The organism is Mariniflexile sp. AS56, from assembly GCF_030552475.1.
Lineage (GTDB): Bacteria > Bacteroidota > Bacteroidia > Flavobacteriales > Flavobacteriaceae > Mariniflexile.
On record NZ_JAUPED010000002.1, the window covers coordinates 134,911 to 150,884 of the forward strand.

Below are 15,974 nucleotides of genomic sequence, written 5' to 3' on the forward strand. Positions count from 1 at the left end.
TTTCAGATATTTGTATCAGCAAAATAAGTATGAATACACTCATTGAAAATATAAGCGCAGTTAACGATCTCATCCTTCAAGGAAAAGGTTTGGAAGCTTTTGAAATGTATTATCATGACGATGTAGAAATTCAGAAAAACGATCATCCTATTTCAGTCGGTAAAGACCTGAATAGAAAACATGAAGAAGCTTTTTTTGCAGCTATAACCGAATTTAGATGTGCAAAACCGTTAAAAATAGCTATTGGAGAAAAAACCACGATGGTAGAATGGCAATTGGACTATACACACAGAGATTTAGGTTGTAAAAAATATACACAAGTGGCTATTCAAGAATGGCAAGACGGGAAAATTATTAAAGAAAAATTTTATTACGGATCATAAACAATAACAAAACAAAAACAAAAATGAAAAAAACAATTAAAAATTTAGCAATCGTAGCTCTAGTAGCATTTACAACATTTTCTTTCACAAACATTGGTGGTGAGAAAAAAGAGATTAAAACAGATGAAAGTAAAGTCGTTTGGAAAGGTTATAAAGTAACAGGATCTCATGAAGGTACTATTGCCATCAAATCGGGTTCTTTAACGTTTGATGAAAATAAATTAGTAGGTGGGGAGTTTGTAATTGATATGACAACTATTAATTCTACAGACTTACAAGGTGAATACAAAGGAAAATTAGATGGTCATTTAAAATCTGATGACTTTTTTGGAGTTGAAAAGCACCCAACAGCAACTTTAGTATTTAAAAAAGTAACAGCTTCAGGAAAGAATGCATACAACGTTACAGGCGATTTAACTATTAAAGGAAAAACAAACCCAATAACATTCACTATTTCAATCTACGGAAACAAAGCAACAGCATCGTTAAAAGTAGATAGAACAAAATATGGTGTTGAATATAATTCAACAAGTTTCTTTGAAAACTTAAAAGACAAAGCTATTTATGATGAATTTGATTTAATAGCAGATTTAGAGTTTTAATTAAAAAGTGACTAATAGTTATAAAGAAGAGAGCGTTCAGAAATGAACGCTCTTTTTAGTTTAAATAATTTCGTACTATTTAAATTAAAATACTACATTTGGTTTAGACCAACCATTCTTAAATTAATGTGTTTTAGTATCGAACTTATCATCATATATTTCTATGAAAATTTTTGAATGTCCAAATTGTAAATCTCCTGTTTTTTTTGAAAACACAATCTGTCAATATTGTAATACTGCGATAGGATACAATCCTTTTTTAGATACATTTGAAATCCCAAATAACAACCAGGATCAAGGTTCAAAGTTTTGTTCTAATTATGAATGGGGCGTTTGTAATTGGTTTGTTGACAACAACCAAAACTCAGACCTTTGTGTAGCTTGTAGTTTAAATCGAGTGGTTCCAGACAGGTCAAACGAAGATCATTTTGAAAAATGGATAAAATTAGAAACGGCTAAGCATCGTTTAATTTATCAGCTTTTGAAGCTGAAATTACCCATTAAGTCTAAAATGACACATCCTGATGGTATTGCTTTCGATTTTTTATCGGAAAACAATAGTGAAGATGTTCGAACAGGGCATGCGGATGGTGTCGTTACTATCATACTTTCAGAAGCAGATTCTGTACATCGTGAGCAATTACGAAAGCAAATGAATGAGGTTTATCGAACACTTCTTGGACATTTTAGGCATGAAATAGGGCATTATTATTGGGAGGTTTTGTTCGATGATTCTAATATAGAATCTTATAGGGAGTTATTTGGTGATGAGCGTTTAGATTATGGAGATGCTTTGGAAATCCATTATAAAAATGGAGCTCCTAACAACTGGAATCAAAATTATATTAGCGCGTATGCTAGTTCGCATGCATGGGAAGATTGGGCCGAAACTTGGGCTCATTATTTACATTTAATGGATACTTTAGAAACAGCGAATAGTTTTGGTGTGTCTTTTTACCCTGAAAAAGAATATGTAAAACAACTATTGATTGATAGATGTCCAAATCCTTACCTTACAGAAAACTTTAAGGACATTTTTGACGCAAGTGTAGCCCTAACGTGTACTGCAAATAGCTTGAACAGATCTATGGGGTTACCCGATATTTATCCATTTGTTGTCCCAATTAAAGTGATTCAAAAACTTACTTTTATTCATGATTTATTGCATAATAAAAATTTGTAATTTAAGTTGTTGCATGTTTTTAAAACAATTTTATATTTTTTATAACTATTTCTAATTAAATTTTTAAAAGGTTACCTTTGTTTTTTATAAAAAAGAAATCCATAAATGTCATTTAAAAAAATAATAGAACCTCTTAAAGATAATTTACAACGCAACCAGATTGTAGAGCCTAATCCGCTTCAAGCGAAAATACTTTCTAAAATAAAGGGAGGTAAAAGCATGTTTGTAATAGCTCCAGATAATTCAGGAAAAACAACCAGTATTGTAATAAGCGTTATAAATAAACTAAAGGAAGCCTTTGAAGATGCACCGCGCGCTTTAATTTTTGTGAAAGATAAAGAGGAATCTTTAAAACTTGCAGATCTATTTAATACTTACAAAAGAGGAACCGATTTACGTGTGTATTGTGCGTATGACGAGCACAACCTTGAATTACAACGTGAAGAAATTTATTTAGGAACTGATATTGTTATTGCAACACCAAAAAGACTGAATAGAATATTTTATTTAAACGGGATCAATTTAAACAAGCTGCAAATGTGTATTGTGGAAGATGCCGAATTTTTGTTTAGAAACAATAATTTTGCTGAGGTTACTAGAACACCAGAAAGCATAAGCAGATGCCAATACCTTGTGTTTTCAGATAAGTTTGATGATCGTTTCGAACGTTGGCAAGAAACCTTCATGCACCTTGCTGAAACAGTTAAAATTAAATAATAGGCTTGCTTAATGGTAGTGAGGCTTGCTGTATTTAATCGCTTGTGCTGTGTGCTTATCTTGTTTGTAATGAGTTCTTTAATTGGTTACTCTCAAACTGAAACCGATCGTTTTAAAGTAGGGTTTAGCTATGGTAATGGTTCACAAAGTAAATTTCCTTTCAATTTAAAAGATTATACGCATACCGTAACCTTTTATAAAGCACAGCTTAACTATTTAATAGGGAATAAAAAGCAATGGGCTTATGAAATTAATATAGAGCCAAGCTATAATATTGCAGAACACCAATTATTAAACGAATACTTTATAAAACCAGAAGACGGCGACGACTACCAGGAAAAACGCAATTTATATACTCAAAAAAGAACCATAAATGAGTATGTTTTAAATTTAGGTTTTTTAGTACGGTATACAGTATGTACCCCGGTAAGTATTTATGCTGTTGGCAGTGTGGGCCCTATGATTTCTGATAAAGCGACTGAAAGGTTAGCAAAAGGCTACGCATTTTCAGATATTTTTGGTGTAGGAACTTCGTATGCCATTGGCGATGTTCAATTAGACTTTCGGTATTCCTTAAGGCACACATCCAATCTTGAGTTTAAAACGCCGAACAATGGGCACAATACAACCAACATGTCTTTTTCTGTCTTGTACTGCTTGTAATTTCGCACCATTAGTATAGGTTAAGATATTAATAAAAACTATTTTAGCTTTTATTTTTTGTTTTAAACTATGACGTTAAAAGTTATTAAATTATACCTTATTGGTGTATTATATTTTGGATTAACGCTGTTTTCATGTGAAAGTGATTCAGATAGTCCAAAATCAGTTTCCACAGATCCTTGTGAGAACGTGATGCCTACTCCCGATAGTTTACGGTACTTTTCTAAATATGAAAAACCAGTTATTACTGCCCCAGAAACCGTAAATGCCCAGTTTTATTCAGACGAAGTCATAGAAATTAAATGGGATTTACCAGAAGGTCTATGGAATAGTCAACTTCAAATTATAGAACTAGATACGCCTTATGATTGTCTTGATTATGAGAAGTTTCATGCCTTGAATAATAATTTTTCGGCAGGCTATGGCAATCAATTTAGTCATTACTTTTTTTTGAGTCATTATAATGGTATTATTACAGATACCGTGTATGTTGCGTATAGAATAAGAACAACAGATAATGATTATCCTATTAAATATAGTATATGGAGTGACGTGAATACATTTACGATCATTCCTTTAGCTAGTTTGAAAAAAGAGGTAATTACCGTGTCTTATGACTTTGATTTCATTACTGAAGAAGCTTATAAAGATTATTATTCAGGTGTTTTAACAAAGAAAAATTATAAATTGAAAGACATTGCTCTTGATTATAATTTAGATTATGATCATATTCGGTTTGTGCGACCCATTAAATTTGAAACTCATTTTGTAACCAAATTTGACGATAACAAGACTCCGTTTTCACGAATTATGATTGGTTTTGATGAAGATTTTGAATATAACAAAGAGTTTTATCCGTTTGAAGTGTTTGCAGATGTGTATCCAGGGTCTTATGAAGATAATCCTGTAAAGGGCAATCAATACCGAACAAATTCTGGAAATTATGTTTCTGAAATGAATGCTTTTGATTTAAAGGTAGCTTATAAATTGGAAGATGTTATAGGAAGTCAACATAGACTTAAAATAGATTTAACATATGAAGTTTTTAGCGATGAAAACACCCCATAAACCAAGGCTTAAGTTTCATTTAGTGCCATGTGATTCCCTTTAAAATCAAATGCCATATTAGTTTTCTACAGAAAATTTCATTAAATTAAACCAATCTTTAAAAGACTAACTTTTGTTTATATTCTCCAACCATATTAACATTAAAGGATTCTTTCTTATATGCTTCATCGTATATAATATGACATGTGATGCCCAAAACAGAAAGAGAGAAAATTACATTCGCTTTGTAGACTCTGCCGATTATTATATTAATGATTACCCCAGTATAGCCAAAGCCTTCTTAGATTCTATTCCTCAACCTATTGAAAAAAAAATTAAAGGACGTCTTGCCGATTATTACGCCATTCAAGCATTGATATTTGATGAAGAGAGCGAGTATGCCCAGTTATATCAAAGTAATGTTTTAGCTGTAAAATATGCTGAAGAAGAGAAAAATTATGAGGTGGCCGGGGATGCTAGTTTAGAACTCTTTGTAAACCTCTTTTTCGCAAAAAGAGATACGATAGCCTATAGGTATTTAAATAAGGCAAAAGCCTATTATGAGTTAGATAAAAATGCCCACGGTCTTGTAGAAGTGAAGCAAATGTATGCTTATGTTGAGTTTTCTAATAGGAATTATAAGAAAAGTAATGAATTATTATTAAAGCATTTAGCCTCTTATAAAGCGATTAAAGAAGATGCTTATTTTTACATGTTTGCGACCTATATGCTTACTTTAAATTATGTTGAATTAGGTAATTTAAAAAAGGCATATGTCTATTTAAAAGAATTTGAAAGTTTAAAAAGTAACCCAACTATAGTAACTTATAATTTTTCTTCTTTTAAAGCAGATATTAATTTAGAGTTAGCAGCCTATTATTTAGAGCATGATAGGTTGGATTCCGTAGCACTACATTTAGATAAAGCAGCTAATTTTCGAAGTTATATGAGTGACGATTTGGCTAGAAAATATTTCAATCTAAGGGCAGACGTTTACAGGTTTACCGGTAAAATTGAAGCGGCCAAAACGTATTTGGATTCTTTGGCTTTATTTGAGCAGAAAATGTTTAATAAAAACCTTGAAGCCAGTTTTAATTTAAGTAATAATTTGGTTCAAGCAGAGAATCAATTAGATCAAGAAAGTGATAAGAAATTTAGAAACGGACTTTTGGCGGTTCTTTTATTTGGTTTGTTAGGGCTTTTAAGTGTTTGTTATCTGTTTTATTACAAAAGGCATCAATATAAATTAAACAACACTCTTAATAAGGTTAATAATTTAGCTTATTTAAAAGCAAACAATGAAAAACTTACGGGTAAGGTTCTTGGCTTAGAAGAATATATCTTTAATTTAAAAAAGGAAGTTAAAGAAATCACCATGGAACGTGAAGCTCCTGTTCAGCGCGATAAAATAAAAGATTTATACAAAAACTTGTTGCATAATTCATCCACGCTTTTAGATAAAAGTGAAAACCATTTAGAGTTGGTTAATGATCTTAATGTTGATTTTTTCAATCATTTACAACCAAAATACCCTCAACTAAATGATTCAGAATTAATTATATGCTATTATTTATTTATGGATTTTAAAAGTAAAGAAATTGCCTTGTTTTTAAATAGCTCTGTAAGAGCATTAGAAAGCAAACGATACAGAATCTCCAAGAAAATTAAATTAAATACTAAGGAAACCTCTTTGGTAGACCATCTTAAAGAAACTTTTAAAGATGTTGAAATCGCATAAATCATACGATTTTTCTATTTATTTATAATTAAAGTAGGAAAAAAAATATAAAAATAACAAATTTGAGGTGTGCGTAGTGAATGCGTAGTAGAAATACGCCTACAATTAAGAAGAATTCGCAATATTTGTATTGCTATTAATTAAATGACTGATTTATCAGTAACCTTCAGACTTTTGTTTTTAAATGGTTGGAATTTGGTTAAATTATAAAGCTTTACACTTAGTAGTTTTACCAAAAAAGCAAAAGTCGTTATTGACAAAAAAGTTTTAGGGATTTAAAAAGGAGCCTTCTTTGGGCTCCTTTTTTGTTTTTAATAAAGATTGCTAACTCCTATGGAATAGTATATATACACTTCTTAAAAGAGTTATGCCATTAAAGATAATGTAGAGAGTGAAGTATAAATACGGAATTGACTTTAAGTTAGGGTAAATTTGGTTGGTTAATTATTCTGTAATAGGAAAAACTCTCTACAGGTTTATAATCCCTTTTCATTTGTTTGAAAGGGGATTATTTTTTGAATGGTTTGGGACTAATAAATACAGTGAAATTTGATAGCTACTTTTTATGAGTCTTAAAAGCTACGTTATAAGTAAATTGAATTGATTATATTTCAGTAGTTTAAAAGAATATAATGACTAGAAAAATAATTGCTAAGCGCTATATAGATCACTTAGAAAGAGGAGATGTCAAAAAAATAATTGATTTGTTTAATGAAAACGGAGTTGTTCACTCGCCACTGTACGGAGTTAAAACAGCAAATGCGTTTTATAACGATTTGAGCAGGGATACTACAAATTCTGAACTTCGTCTTTTAGGAATTTTTGAAGACGACGATTCTAATCATTTAGCTTTATATTTCACTTATATATGGACTTTAAAAAACAATAAAAAAGTAGAGTTTGATGTTGTTGATATTATTGAATTTGATATTCATAATAAAATCAATAAACTAAAGATAATTTACGATACCGTTATTACTCGCGAGTTGGTAGGCCAATTATCAAATCAAATCTAGTAAACGAACAACGTTCCTAATAAATTATTAAAAGTTGTAATTACTTCTTATTTCGTTTGTTATAGTTTTTATCACCGCGTGTTTTTGGCTTTTTGTATTTAGCCGCGATTTTAAATTTATAAGAACCACCTAAATTTTCTTTGGAGTTTTTTTCCGATTTATCGTGAAATGCAGGACCAGGTGCATGTTCATCTGTACGTTTTATTGGGTTATAATGTTCCCTTATTTTTGGACGTTCTTCTTCAATAAGTTCTGTAGATACTTCAACTTCTTCAGGAAGTTCTACTAATTGAATAGACATGTTCATTAAAGTTTCAATATTACTAACCGATTCCTGTTCGGTTTCCGTAGAAAGTAAAATAGCCGTTCCTTCACGTTCTGCTCTACCTGTTCTACCAATACGGTGCATGTAGTTTTCTGGGTAATCTGGAGTATCAAAATTAATAACATGACTCACGTTATCAATATCCAAACCACGCGCCATGACATCGGTAGCTACCAAAACACGGTTATCACCATTTCTAAATTGCTCGATACTACGCAAACGGTAATTTTGTGTTTTGTTGGAGTGAATTACGCATAATTCATCATGAAACAACTCGTCTAAATTTTCAAATAACAGGTCGGCCATTTTTTTGTAAGACACAAAAATTAAAACCTTATTAAATGATTCCGTATCTCGTAATAGGTGCTTTAATAAATTAACTTTAGTGTTAAAATTGGCAACATTATAACGCGATTGTCTAATATTTTCAAGTGGTGTACCCGAAACAGCTATAGAAACACGTTCTGGCGTCTTAAAGAAGTCGTTAATTAACACATCGACATCTTCGGTCATAGTTGCCGAAAACATGATGTTTTGGCGCTTCTCTGGCAGTAAATCGAAAATATTAATAAGTTGGTGTCTAAACCCTAAATCGAGCATCACATCAACTTCATCAATCACCAATTTTTGAATGGATTTTAATTGTAGCACGCGGCTTAACGCCAAATCGTACATTCTACCTGGTGTTGCAACCAAGATATCAATACCTTGCGCAATGGCGTGCTTTTGCGTATTGATGTTGGTACCACCATAAACACCTAAAACACGGGTATTCATGTATTTGGTTAGGTTTTCAATATCATTAACCACCTGTACAACGAGTTCTCGTGTTGGTACTAAAACCAAAACACGTGGGTTTTCTTGTGTTGAAAATTTTAATTGTTTTAAAATTGGCAACATATACCCATAGGTTTTACCAGTACCTGTTTGTGCAATACCAACAATGTCGGTACCAGAACAAACCACATTAAAAGCCTCAGCTTGTATAGGTGTTGGGGTCGTAAAGCCTAAATCGTTTAAGGCGTTGTATAAAGGGGTGTTTAAATTTAAATCTTCGAAAGTCACGGTGTGCTATTTAGCTGGCAAAGTTACGTTTATTATTCAATATTAAACCAAACTGTTATGTATTTCAATCGTATAGCTAGCTTTAAAGCTGTTACCAGCACTTAGTTTTAAAATACCTTCTTTAGTTTTAAAGTCTTGATTGGTGGTATCGCTATCGGCAATTCCAAGCCAAGGCTCTATACAAACATAGTCGCCGGTTGGTTTTGCCCAAATACCTAAATAAGAGAAATCTTTATATGAAACAGAGAGTATTTCTCCATGTGTTTTACTTTTTAGAGCTACTTTCTTGGACTTTAAATCTTTAAAAATTAGCGCATCTTCGTTAAATAAATCGTGTGTTAGTGGCAAGGTGTCTGAATTATTAAAAACAGCCTTGGTACCTGCGGAAATTAACCCGTTAGCCATATTTATAAGATGGGTTTTAGACGTCTCCACCTGTTCAAATTCTAAAACATAATCTTCGTAAGCTTCATTTTCAAACACGGGGCATTTAAAAGCTGGGTGTCCACCAACCGAGAAATATAGAGGTTTATCATCTACATTCTTAACCGTATGGCGCACTTCAATGCTATTATTAAGTAGTGTGTAGCTTATGTAGAGCTCAAATTTAAAAGGATATACTTCTAAAGTATCTTCACTGTAAATTAATTTAAAGGTGATACTATCAGCTGTTTGTTCGTGTAAAGCAACGGCGGCATTATTTCTAACCATACCATGTTTGGGAAGTTTGTATGCTTTATCTTCAAAAATATAGGTATCATTTTTTAAAGCGCCAATAATTGGGAATAGGTTAGGGGCAAAACCAGCCCACACGTTGGGGTTGGCATCCCACATAAATTCGGTGTTATTTTTTACCGAGGTAATTTGGCATAATTCAGCACCAATTTTTTTAACTGCTATTCTAAGTTGCTTGTTTTCTAATGTAACCATCTAATTGAAATTTAAACTAAAGTACAAAACTTGTAATTTTTTAAGGAATCTAACTAACTTTACAGCTTAAATTTTAGAATTGAGAACAAATTATACACATACGGTTAAAAACATAGTATTGTTTAAACAACAATTGTTGCATTGGGCGCAACAGTTTGATGATGTTGTATGGTTAGATTCTAATAATTATGAACAAAATTATTCCAATTACGATGCGGTTTTGGCAGTTGATGCTTTTACCTGTATTCAAACGGATTACCTAGATGCTTTTGGTAAATTAAAAGAATATCAAACACTTGTAAACGATTGGATTTTTGGTTATTTAACCTACGATTTGAAGAATGCTGTCGAAGATTTAAAATCAAAAAATGGTGATGGCTTAGAATTTCCCGATTTATACTTTTTTCAACCTAAAAAAATATTCTTTTTTAAAGGAAATCAAGTGGAGATGCGTTATTTAAATATGGTTGATGATGAATTGGAGCCTGATTTGGAGGCCATCCGTAATGTTGAAGAAGATCATCATGGCAATCTGCCAAATGAAATCAAAATTAAACTCCGCATCCCAAAAGACCAATACTTTGAAAAAATAAACACAATGTTGGCTCACATTCACCGTGGTGATATTTATGAAGCTAATTTTTGTCAAGAGTTTTATGCTGAAAACACACAAATAAACCCTTTAGAGACTTATACTAAACTGAATACCATTTCAAATCCGCCATTTGCGAGCTTTTTAAAAATTCAGGATAAGTATTTATTATCGGCATCACCAGAGCGTTATTTGAAGAAACAAGGAGATACCATCATTTCACAACCTATAAAAGGGACAGCGAAACGGTCGCAGAATATAGAAGAAGATGCGCAGTTAAAAGAAGCGTTGTTAGCGAATGAAAAGGAGCGTAGTGAGAATATTATGATTGTAGATTTGGTACGTAACGATTTATCTAAAACCGCCATAAAAGGCAGTGTAGAAGTAGAAGAATTATGTAAAATTTACACCTTCGATCAAGTACATCAAATGATTTCTACGGTAAAATCTAGAATAGAACCAACAACACATGCGGTAGATGTTATAAAAAGTACCTTCCCAATGGGAAGTATGACGGGGGCTCCAAAAATATCAGCCATGAAAATTATGGAAGATTTGGAGGAAACAAAGCGTGGACTCTATTCTGGAGCTGTTGGGTATTTTTCGCCAACGGGCGATTTCGATTTTAATGTGGTAATTCGCAGTATTTTATATAATGAAACCAAGCAATATGTGTCTTATTCAGTTGGTGGTGCTATCACATCGAAAAGCGACCCTTTAAAAGAATATGAAGAGTGTTTAGTCAAGGCTAAAGCGATGCGCCAAGTTTTAGAAGACTAATCTAAATTCGTGTCAAAGGTTTTTTTAACGGTTTCAATAATACGGTTAATGCGTTTAATTTCAATAGTTTTAATGCTTGAAATATCTTCAACTTTTAATTTTCCAAAAACATACAAGTCAATAATATTCGACACGTTTAAAGGGAGTCGGCTATAAATATTTCCTATAAGTTCGTTGGATTTATTTGAGGTTGTAGTAGCTTCAAAAGCTTTTAAAACAGAATTGTTATTATCATCATATAAAAATAAATGCTTGAAATGGCCATTTTGCTGATACGAAATATCATCTAAATCTTCATTCATTATATAATCGAAACCATCATCAATGGTGTATTTTTCTTCTAAAGCATCGAGTTCTTCTTCTAAAATAGAATGGGTACTTATGGTCTTTTTATGGAATGCTTCTTTCTTGAATATCAATTCCAAATCCGCGTCAACTATTTTAAAAAATTTTAACTTTAAGGTGTTTGTATCCACATCAATATCGTAACCGTTTTCATAAAATTTAGCAATGCTTTCATCTATAATACCGTTTGATGCATACATTTTTTTAGGAATAATACCCGTAGACTCTGCAATGTAAAGTCTGTGTTTAACATAAGCATGTAATTGTTGTGAAGCAGAAACTACCTTTTTGTTAAAAGCAGTTTGAGTGGCTTTTTCATTTAGTTTTTCTAGTGTACTCATAACGCCTGTATTAATTATGTATTCCTAAATTTACGAAATTCTAAAGAATATACGACGTAGAAATTCAGTTTTTAGTTTAGGTATTATAAATGTGTAAAGGGCCAAACTTTGTGCTCTTGCTTCTTTGCGAGATTAAAATAAACCTTAACTTTGAGCTATGATAAACAGCTTTCAAAACCATATAGACTCCAAGCTTTCATTTTTAAAAAGCAGTAAGCTACTCATTGCTATTTCTGGCGGTGTAGACAGTGTGGTTTTAACTTATTTGTGCCATAAATTGGGATTAAATATCGCTTTAGCACATTGTAATTTTAATTTACGCGGTAAGGAAAGTGATGGGGACGAGGATTTTGTGCTACAATTAGCAGAAGATTTAGATTTAGAGGTTTTTGTAGAAAGTTTTGACACCAAAGACTATGCAGAAACTAACAAACGCTCCATACAAATGGCGGCGCGAGAGTTGCGTTATAATTGGTTTGAAGCCTTGGCAGAACAACTTCATTTCGACTATGTTTTAACAGCACACCATGCCGATGATAATTTGGAAACGTTTTTAATAAATTTTACCAGAGGTACAGGTTTAGAGGGTTTAACGGGAATTCCGGAAGTGAATGGTGTTTTTGTTCGTCCGTTATTGCCTTTTTCAAGAGAGATTATAGAAGCATATGCCAAAGAAAACAAAATTGCATGGGTTGAAGATAGCGGAAACAAAACAACCAAATACCTGCGCAATAAGTTAAGACACGATGTGATTCCTATTTTAAAGGAAATCAACCCGAGTTTATTGAATAGTTTTCAAAATACCATGAGTCATTTACAGGGTTCTTCAGATATTGTTGATGATAGAATTGAAGATTTAATTAAAAATGGTATCATTAAATTAACACCCACAGGTTTTAAATTAGATATTTCTGAAATACAAAAATTTCACAATCCCAAAGCATATTTGTACCGGTTTTTAAATGGGTATGGTTTTACCGAATGGGACGATGTGACTAACCTGTTGGATGCCCAATCTGGGAAACAGATTTTTTCTAAAAAGTGGCGTTTGGTAAAAGACAGAGCGTATTTATTGTTGAGTGAAATAGATGAAGAGGAGCATGCCGAAATCACGATTTCAGAAACTGATAATCAAATGAAAACACCTTTAGGAAGCTTGTTTTTTGATGAAGCGGCTGCTATTTCGGAAACAACAAAAAACACCATTTATATAGACTCATTAGCCGTAACTTTTCCCTTAACCATGAGGAAATGGGAGGAAGGCGATGTGTTTTATCCCATAGGCATGCAGGGGAAAAAGAAAAAAGTGAGCAAGTATTTGAAAGATGAAAAACAATCGCTTTTAGAAAAAGAACAAACCTATGTGTTGTGTTCTCAGGATGCTATTGTTTGGGTGGTTGGTATGCGAGCCGATAACCGGTTTCGAGTTACCGAGGGTACAAAGCAGATATTAAAAATTGAATTGAAATAATTGGTCACACCAAGTGAGGTCGAAGTGTCTTATTAACTAAAAAGCATAATTTGAAATTACAAGGAAACATTGTCGATATAAAAAACAAACGCATTTTTAAAGGGGAAATCACTATTAAGAATGGATTTATTTTTTCTATTGAAGAAAAACAACACGCAAGTGAAACTTACATCCTTCCGGGGTTTGTAGATGCGCACATTCACATAGAAAGTTCCATGTTGGTGCCTAGTGAATTTGCACGTTTGGCGGTGATGCATGGCACGGTTTCTACCGTTTCAGATCCGCATGAAATAGCGAATGTTTTAGGTGTTGAAGGTGTTGAATTTATGATTGAAAATGGCAAAAAAGTGCCCTTTAAATTTAATTTTGGAGCACCTTCTTGTGTGCCTGCAACCATGTTTGAATCGGCTGGTGCGGTTATAGATTCTGATGCTATAAAAACACTTCTAGAAAATCCAGATATCAAGTATTTGGCAGAAATGATGAATTACCCTGGTGTGTTGTTTGATGATGCCGAAGTGATGAAAAAAATAGCTTGGGCTAAACATTATAATAAACCGGTAGATGGGCATGCACCTGGTTTACGAGGAAAGGACGTTAGTAAATATATTAGTGCCGGAATTTATACAGATCATGAATGTTTTACTTATGATGAAGCTTTAGAAAAATTACAAAAGGGCATGAAAATCCTAATTCGTGAAGGAAGTGCCGCTAAAAATTTTGAAGCTTTAATAGGTTTGGCTTCAGAACATTTTGAAAATATGATGTTTTGTAGTGATGATAAACATCCAGACGATTTAATGGTGGACCATATAAACAAGTTGTGCGCCAGAGCTGTTGCAAAGGGCGTAGACGTGTTTAAAGTACTGCAAATGGCATGCATCAACCCTGTGAAACATTATAATTTAGAGGTGGGTTTACTACAAGTTGGGAATACTGCCGATTGTATTGTGGTTGAAGATTTAGTTGATTTTAAAGCCCTTCAAACCTACATAAATGGTGCGTTGGTGTTTGATAATGGTATGTCTTTGATTCCCCCTGTTTCATTTGAAAATCTGAATAATTTCAACTGCAATAGAAAAGAAGTTTCTGATTTTAAAATAGAATCTTCAGCAGAAAAAATAAGAGTTATTGAGGCTTTAGAAGGTCAATTGGTAACCAATGAATTGATTGAAGATGCTTTAATTGTTGATGGGAATTTAGTGTCGAATATCGATAAAGATATTTTAAAAATGACAGTGGTTAACCGGTATAAAAACCAAGAGCCAACGATGGCTTTTATTAAAAATTTTGGCCTTAAAGAAGGCGCTATTGCATCATCTGTTGGTCACGATTCACATAATATTATTGCCGTTGGTGTGTCCGATGCCGCTATTTGTAAAGCCGTAAATTTACTTATTGAAAACAAAGGTGGCGTCTGTGCAGTTTCAAATTCTGAAGAAAAAATAGTGCCACTTCCTGTTGCTGGTATTATGAGCGATCAAGATGGTGCAACCGTTGGAAGGCAGTATGCCGAACTCGATGCCATGGCAAAAAAAATGGGGAGCCGCTTGCACGCACCTTATATGACGCTGTCTTTTATGGCGCTGTTGGTAATTCCATCATTAAAATTAAGCGACAAAGGATTGTTTAATGGGACGGATTTTAAATTCACCTCTTTGACGGTTAACAATTAATATAAGTAATAATCATTTGAAAACTGAGACTGCGACTGTCCACTAAATTATGCCTGTACTAGAATCTACTTATAAACCATCTTTCTTTTTTAAACAAGGCTTTGTTGCCACGGTCTATTCTGGCTTAGTGCGTCGTGTGGCGTTAGTGCAAGAACGGGAACGCATCACCCTAAACGACGGTGATTTCATGGATTTAGATTGGAGTTTTTCAAAAGAAAAAAGCAATAAACTTATCATTTTACTGCACGGATTGGAGGGGCATGCCCAACGTCCCTACGTAACGGGAGCCGCAAAATTATTTAATGATTATGGTGTGGATGCCGTTTGTGTAAATTTTAGAGGCTGCAGTGGGGAAGATAATTTAAAGTACCGAAGTTACCATTCTGGAGCGACTGAGGATTTGGAAGCCGTTATTAATCATGCCATTGGCAACAAAAAATATGCGGAAATATATTTGAAGGGCATCAGTTTAGGTGCTAATATCATTCTAAAATATCTGGGTGAAGGCGTGTCTGTTCCGCAGGAAGTAAAAGCCGCAATTGCCATATCGGCCCCTTGCTATTTATACGGTTCTGCTAAAGAGTTACATACATTTAAAAATATTTTATACCACCAAAGGTTTAAAAAACATTTGGTTGATAAATTGAAAATTAAACAAAAACGATTCGTAGATGTTTTAAGTGAAGACGAGATTCATTCCATTAAAACCCTTATGGATTTCGATACGGTGTACACATCTAAAGCCCACGGTTTTAAAGATGCTTTAGATTATTATGAGCAATGCAGCAGTTTGCAGTTTTTACCAAATATAAAAACCCCAACACTTATAATTAACGCCCTTAACGATTCGTTTTTATCTTCGGAATGTTACCCCGTTAAAGAAGCAAAACAAAACCCGTATTTATACTTAGAAATGCCGCAATTTGGTGGCCATGTGGGTTTTATTGATAAAAAGAATGTGTATTATAATGAAAAACGGGCCTTGGAGTTTATAAAAAGTATTTAAAACCCTGTGAGGGCTAATAATTAGAAATACAGATTATTTTAAGTTGTATTTAATCTTCGGTAGGAAATCATTTTTAAGGTTTCAGAAATAGCTC

At 33.0% G+C, this 15,974-nt stretch carries 15 protein-coding genes; 12 read left to right on the forward strand and 3 right to left on the reverse strand.

What is annotated here, in order from left to right:
* Positions 1 to 29 precede the first annotated feature (29 nt).
* From Q5N74_RS03295 to Q5N74_RS03330, 8 genes are all read left to right on the forward strand, one after another.
* A complete protein-coding gene (locus Q5N74_RS03295; RefSeq protein ID WP_304387281.1) occupies positions 30 to 383 on the forward strand; it encodes a SnoaL-like domain-containing protein in 354 nt (117 codons plus the stop codon).
* A 23-nt stretch (positions 384 to 406) separates the two neighbouring features.
* Positions 407 to 985: a YceI family protein gene (locus Q5N74_RS03300; protein WP_304387282.1), complete on the forward strand. Its 579-nt coding sequence runs from the start codon at positions 407 to 409 to the stop codon at positions 983 to 985.
* A 163-nt stretch (positions 986 to 1,148) separates the two neighbouring features.
* The gene (locus Q5N74_RS03305) at positions 1,149 to 2,168 is read left to right on the forward strand and encodes a putative zinc-binding metallopeptidase (RefSeq protein WP_304387283.1); all 1,020 of its coding nucleotides are present in this window, start codon (positions 1,149 to 1,151) and stop codon (positions 2,166 to 2,168) included.
* 105 nt (positions 2,169 to 2,273) lie between these two features.
* Entirely contained in the window at positions 2,274 to 2,885 is a 612-nt protein-coding gene (locus Q5N74_RS03310; protein WP_304387284.1) for a DEAD/DEAH box helicase, read from the forward strand.
* A 69-nt stretch (positions 2,886 to 2,954) separates the two neighbouring features.
* Entirely contained in the window at positions 2,955 to 3,548 is a 594-nt protein-coding gene (locus tag Q5N74_RS03315; RefSeq protein WP_304387285.1) for an acyloxyacyl hydrolase, read from the forward strand.
* A 69-nt stretch (positions 3,549 to 3,617) separates the two neighbouring features.
* The gene (locus Q5N74_RS03320; protein ID WP_304387286.1) at positions 3,618 to 4,616 is read left to right on the forward strand and encodes a hypothetical protein; all 999 of its coding nucleotides are present in this window, start codon (positions 3,618 to 3,620) and stop codon (positions 4,614 to 4,616) included.
* Between the two features lie 178 nt (positions 4,617 to 4,794).
* Entirely contained in the window at positions 4,795 to 6,333 is a 1,539-nt protein-coding gene (locus tag Q5N74_RS03325) for a hypothetical protein (protein WP_304387287.1), read from the forward strand.
* Positions 6,334 to 6,965: 632 nt separating this feature from the next.
* Positions 6,966 to 7,349, forward strand: a complete 384-nt coding sequence (locus tag Q5N74_RS03330) for a nuclear transport factor 2 family protein (protein ID WP_304387288.1) — start codon at positions 6,966 to 6,968, stop codon at positions 7,347 to 7,349.
* Positions 7,350 to 7,389: 40 nt separating this feature from the next.
* On the opposite strand, the gene Q5N74_RS03335 is transcribed toward Q5N74_RS03330, so the two are convergent.
* Entirely contained in the window at positions 7,390 to 8,739 is a 1,350-nt protein-coding gene (locus Q5N74_RS03335; RefSeq protein ID WP_304387289.1) for a DEAD/DEAH box helicase, read from the reverse strand.
* Positions 8,740 to 8,781: 42 nt separating this feature from the next.
* The gene (locus tag Q5N74_RS03340) at positions 8,782 to 9,669 is read right to left on the reverse strand and encodes an aldose 1-epimerase family protein (RefSeq protein ID WP_304387290.1); all 888 of its coding nucleotides are present in this window, start codon (positions 9,667 to 9,669) and stop codon (positions 8,782 to 8,784) included.
* A 79-nt stretch (positions 9,670 to 9,748) separates the two neighbouring features.
* Here Q5N74_RS03340 and pabB point away from each other — a divergent pair, with 79 nt between their 5' ends.
* A complete protein-coding gene (gene pabB / locus Q5N74_RS03345) occupies positions 9,749 to 11,041 on the forward strand; it encodes an aminodeoxychorismate synthase component I (protein WP_304387292.1) in 1,293 nt (430 codons plus the stop codon).
* Here the strand turns inward: pabB and Q5N74_RS03350 are convergent.
* Positions 11,038 to 11,727: a hypothetical protein gene (locus Q5N74_RS03350; protein WP_304387293.1), complete on the reverse strand. Its 690-nt coding sequence runs from the start codon at positions 11,725 to 11,727 to the stop codon at positions 11,038 to 11,040. The genes pabB and Q5N74_RS03350 overlap by 4 nt on opposite strands.
* Before the next feature lie 157 nt (positions 11,728 to 11,884).
* On the opposite strand from Q5N74_RS03350, the gene tilS reads away from it, so the two are divergent.
* Genes tilS through Q5N74_RS03365 form a run of 3 tightly spaced genes read left to right on the forward strand, consistent with a single transcriptional unit; the run spans position 11,885 to position 15,880 of the window.
* Entirely contained in the window at positions 11,885 to 13,198 is a 1,314-nt protein-coding gene (gene tilS, locus Q5N74_RS03355) for a tRNA lysidine(34) synthetase TilS (protein ID WP_304387294.1), read from the forward strand.
* Between the two features lie 50 nt (positions 13,199 to 13,248).
* Positions 13,249 to 14,874: an adenine deaminase gene (ade, locus tag Q5N74_RS03360; protein WP_304387295.1), complete on the forward strand. Its 1,626-nt coding sequence runs from the start codon at positions 13,249 to 13,251 to the stop codon at positions 14,872 to 14,874.
* Between the two features lie 49 nt (positions 14,875 to 14,923).
* Positions 14,924 to 15,880, forward strand: a complete 957-nt coding sequence (locus Q5N74_RS03365; RefSeq protein WP_304387296.1) for a YheT family hydrolase — start codon at positions 14,924 to 14,926, stop codon at positions 15,878 to 15,880.
* Positions 15,881 to 15,974: the final 94 nt, after the last annotated feature.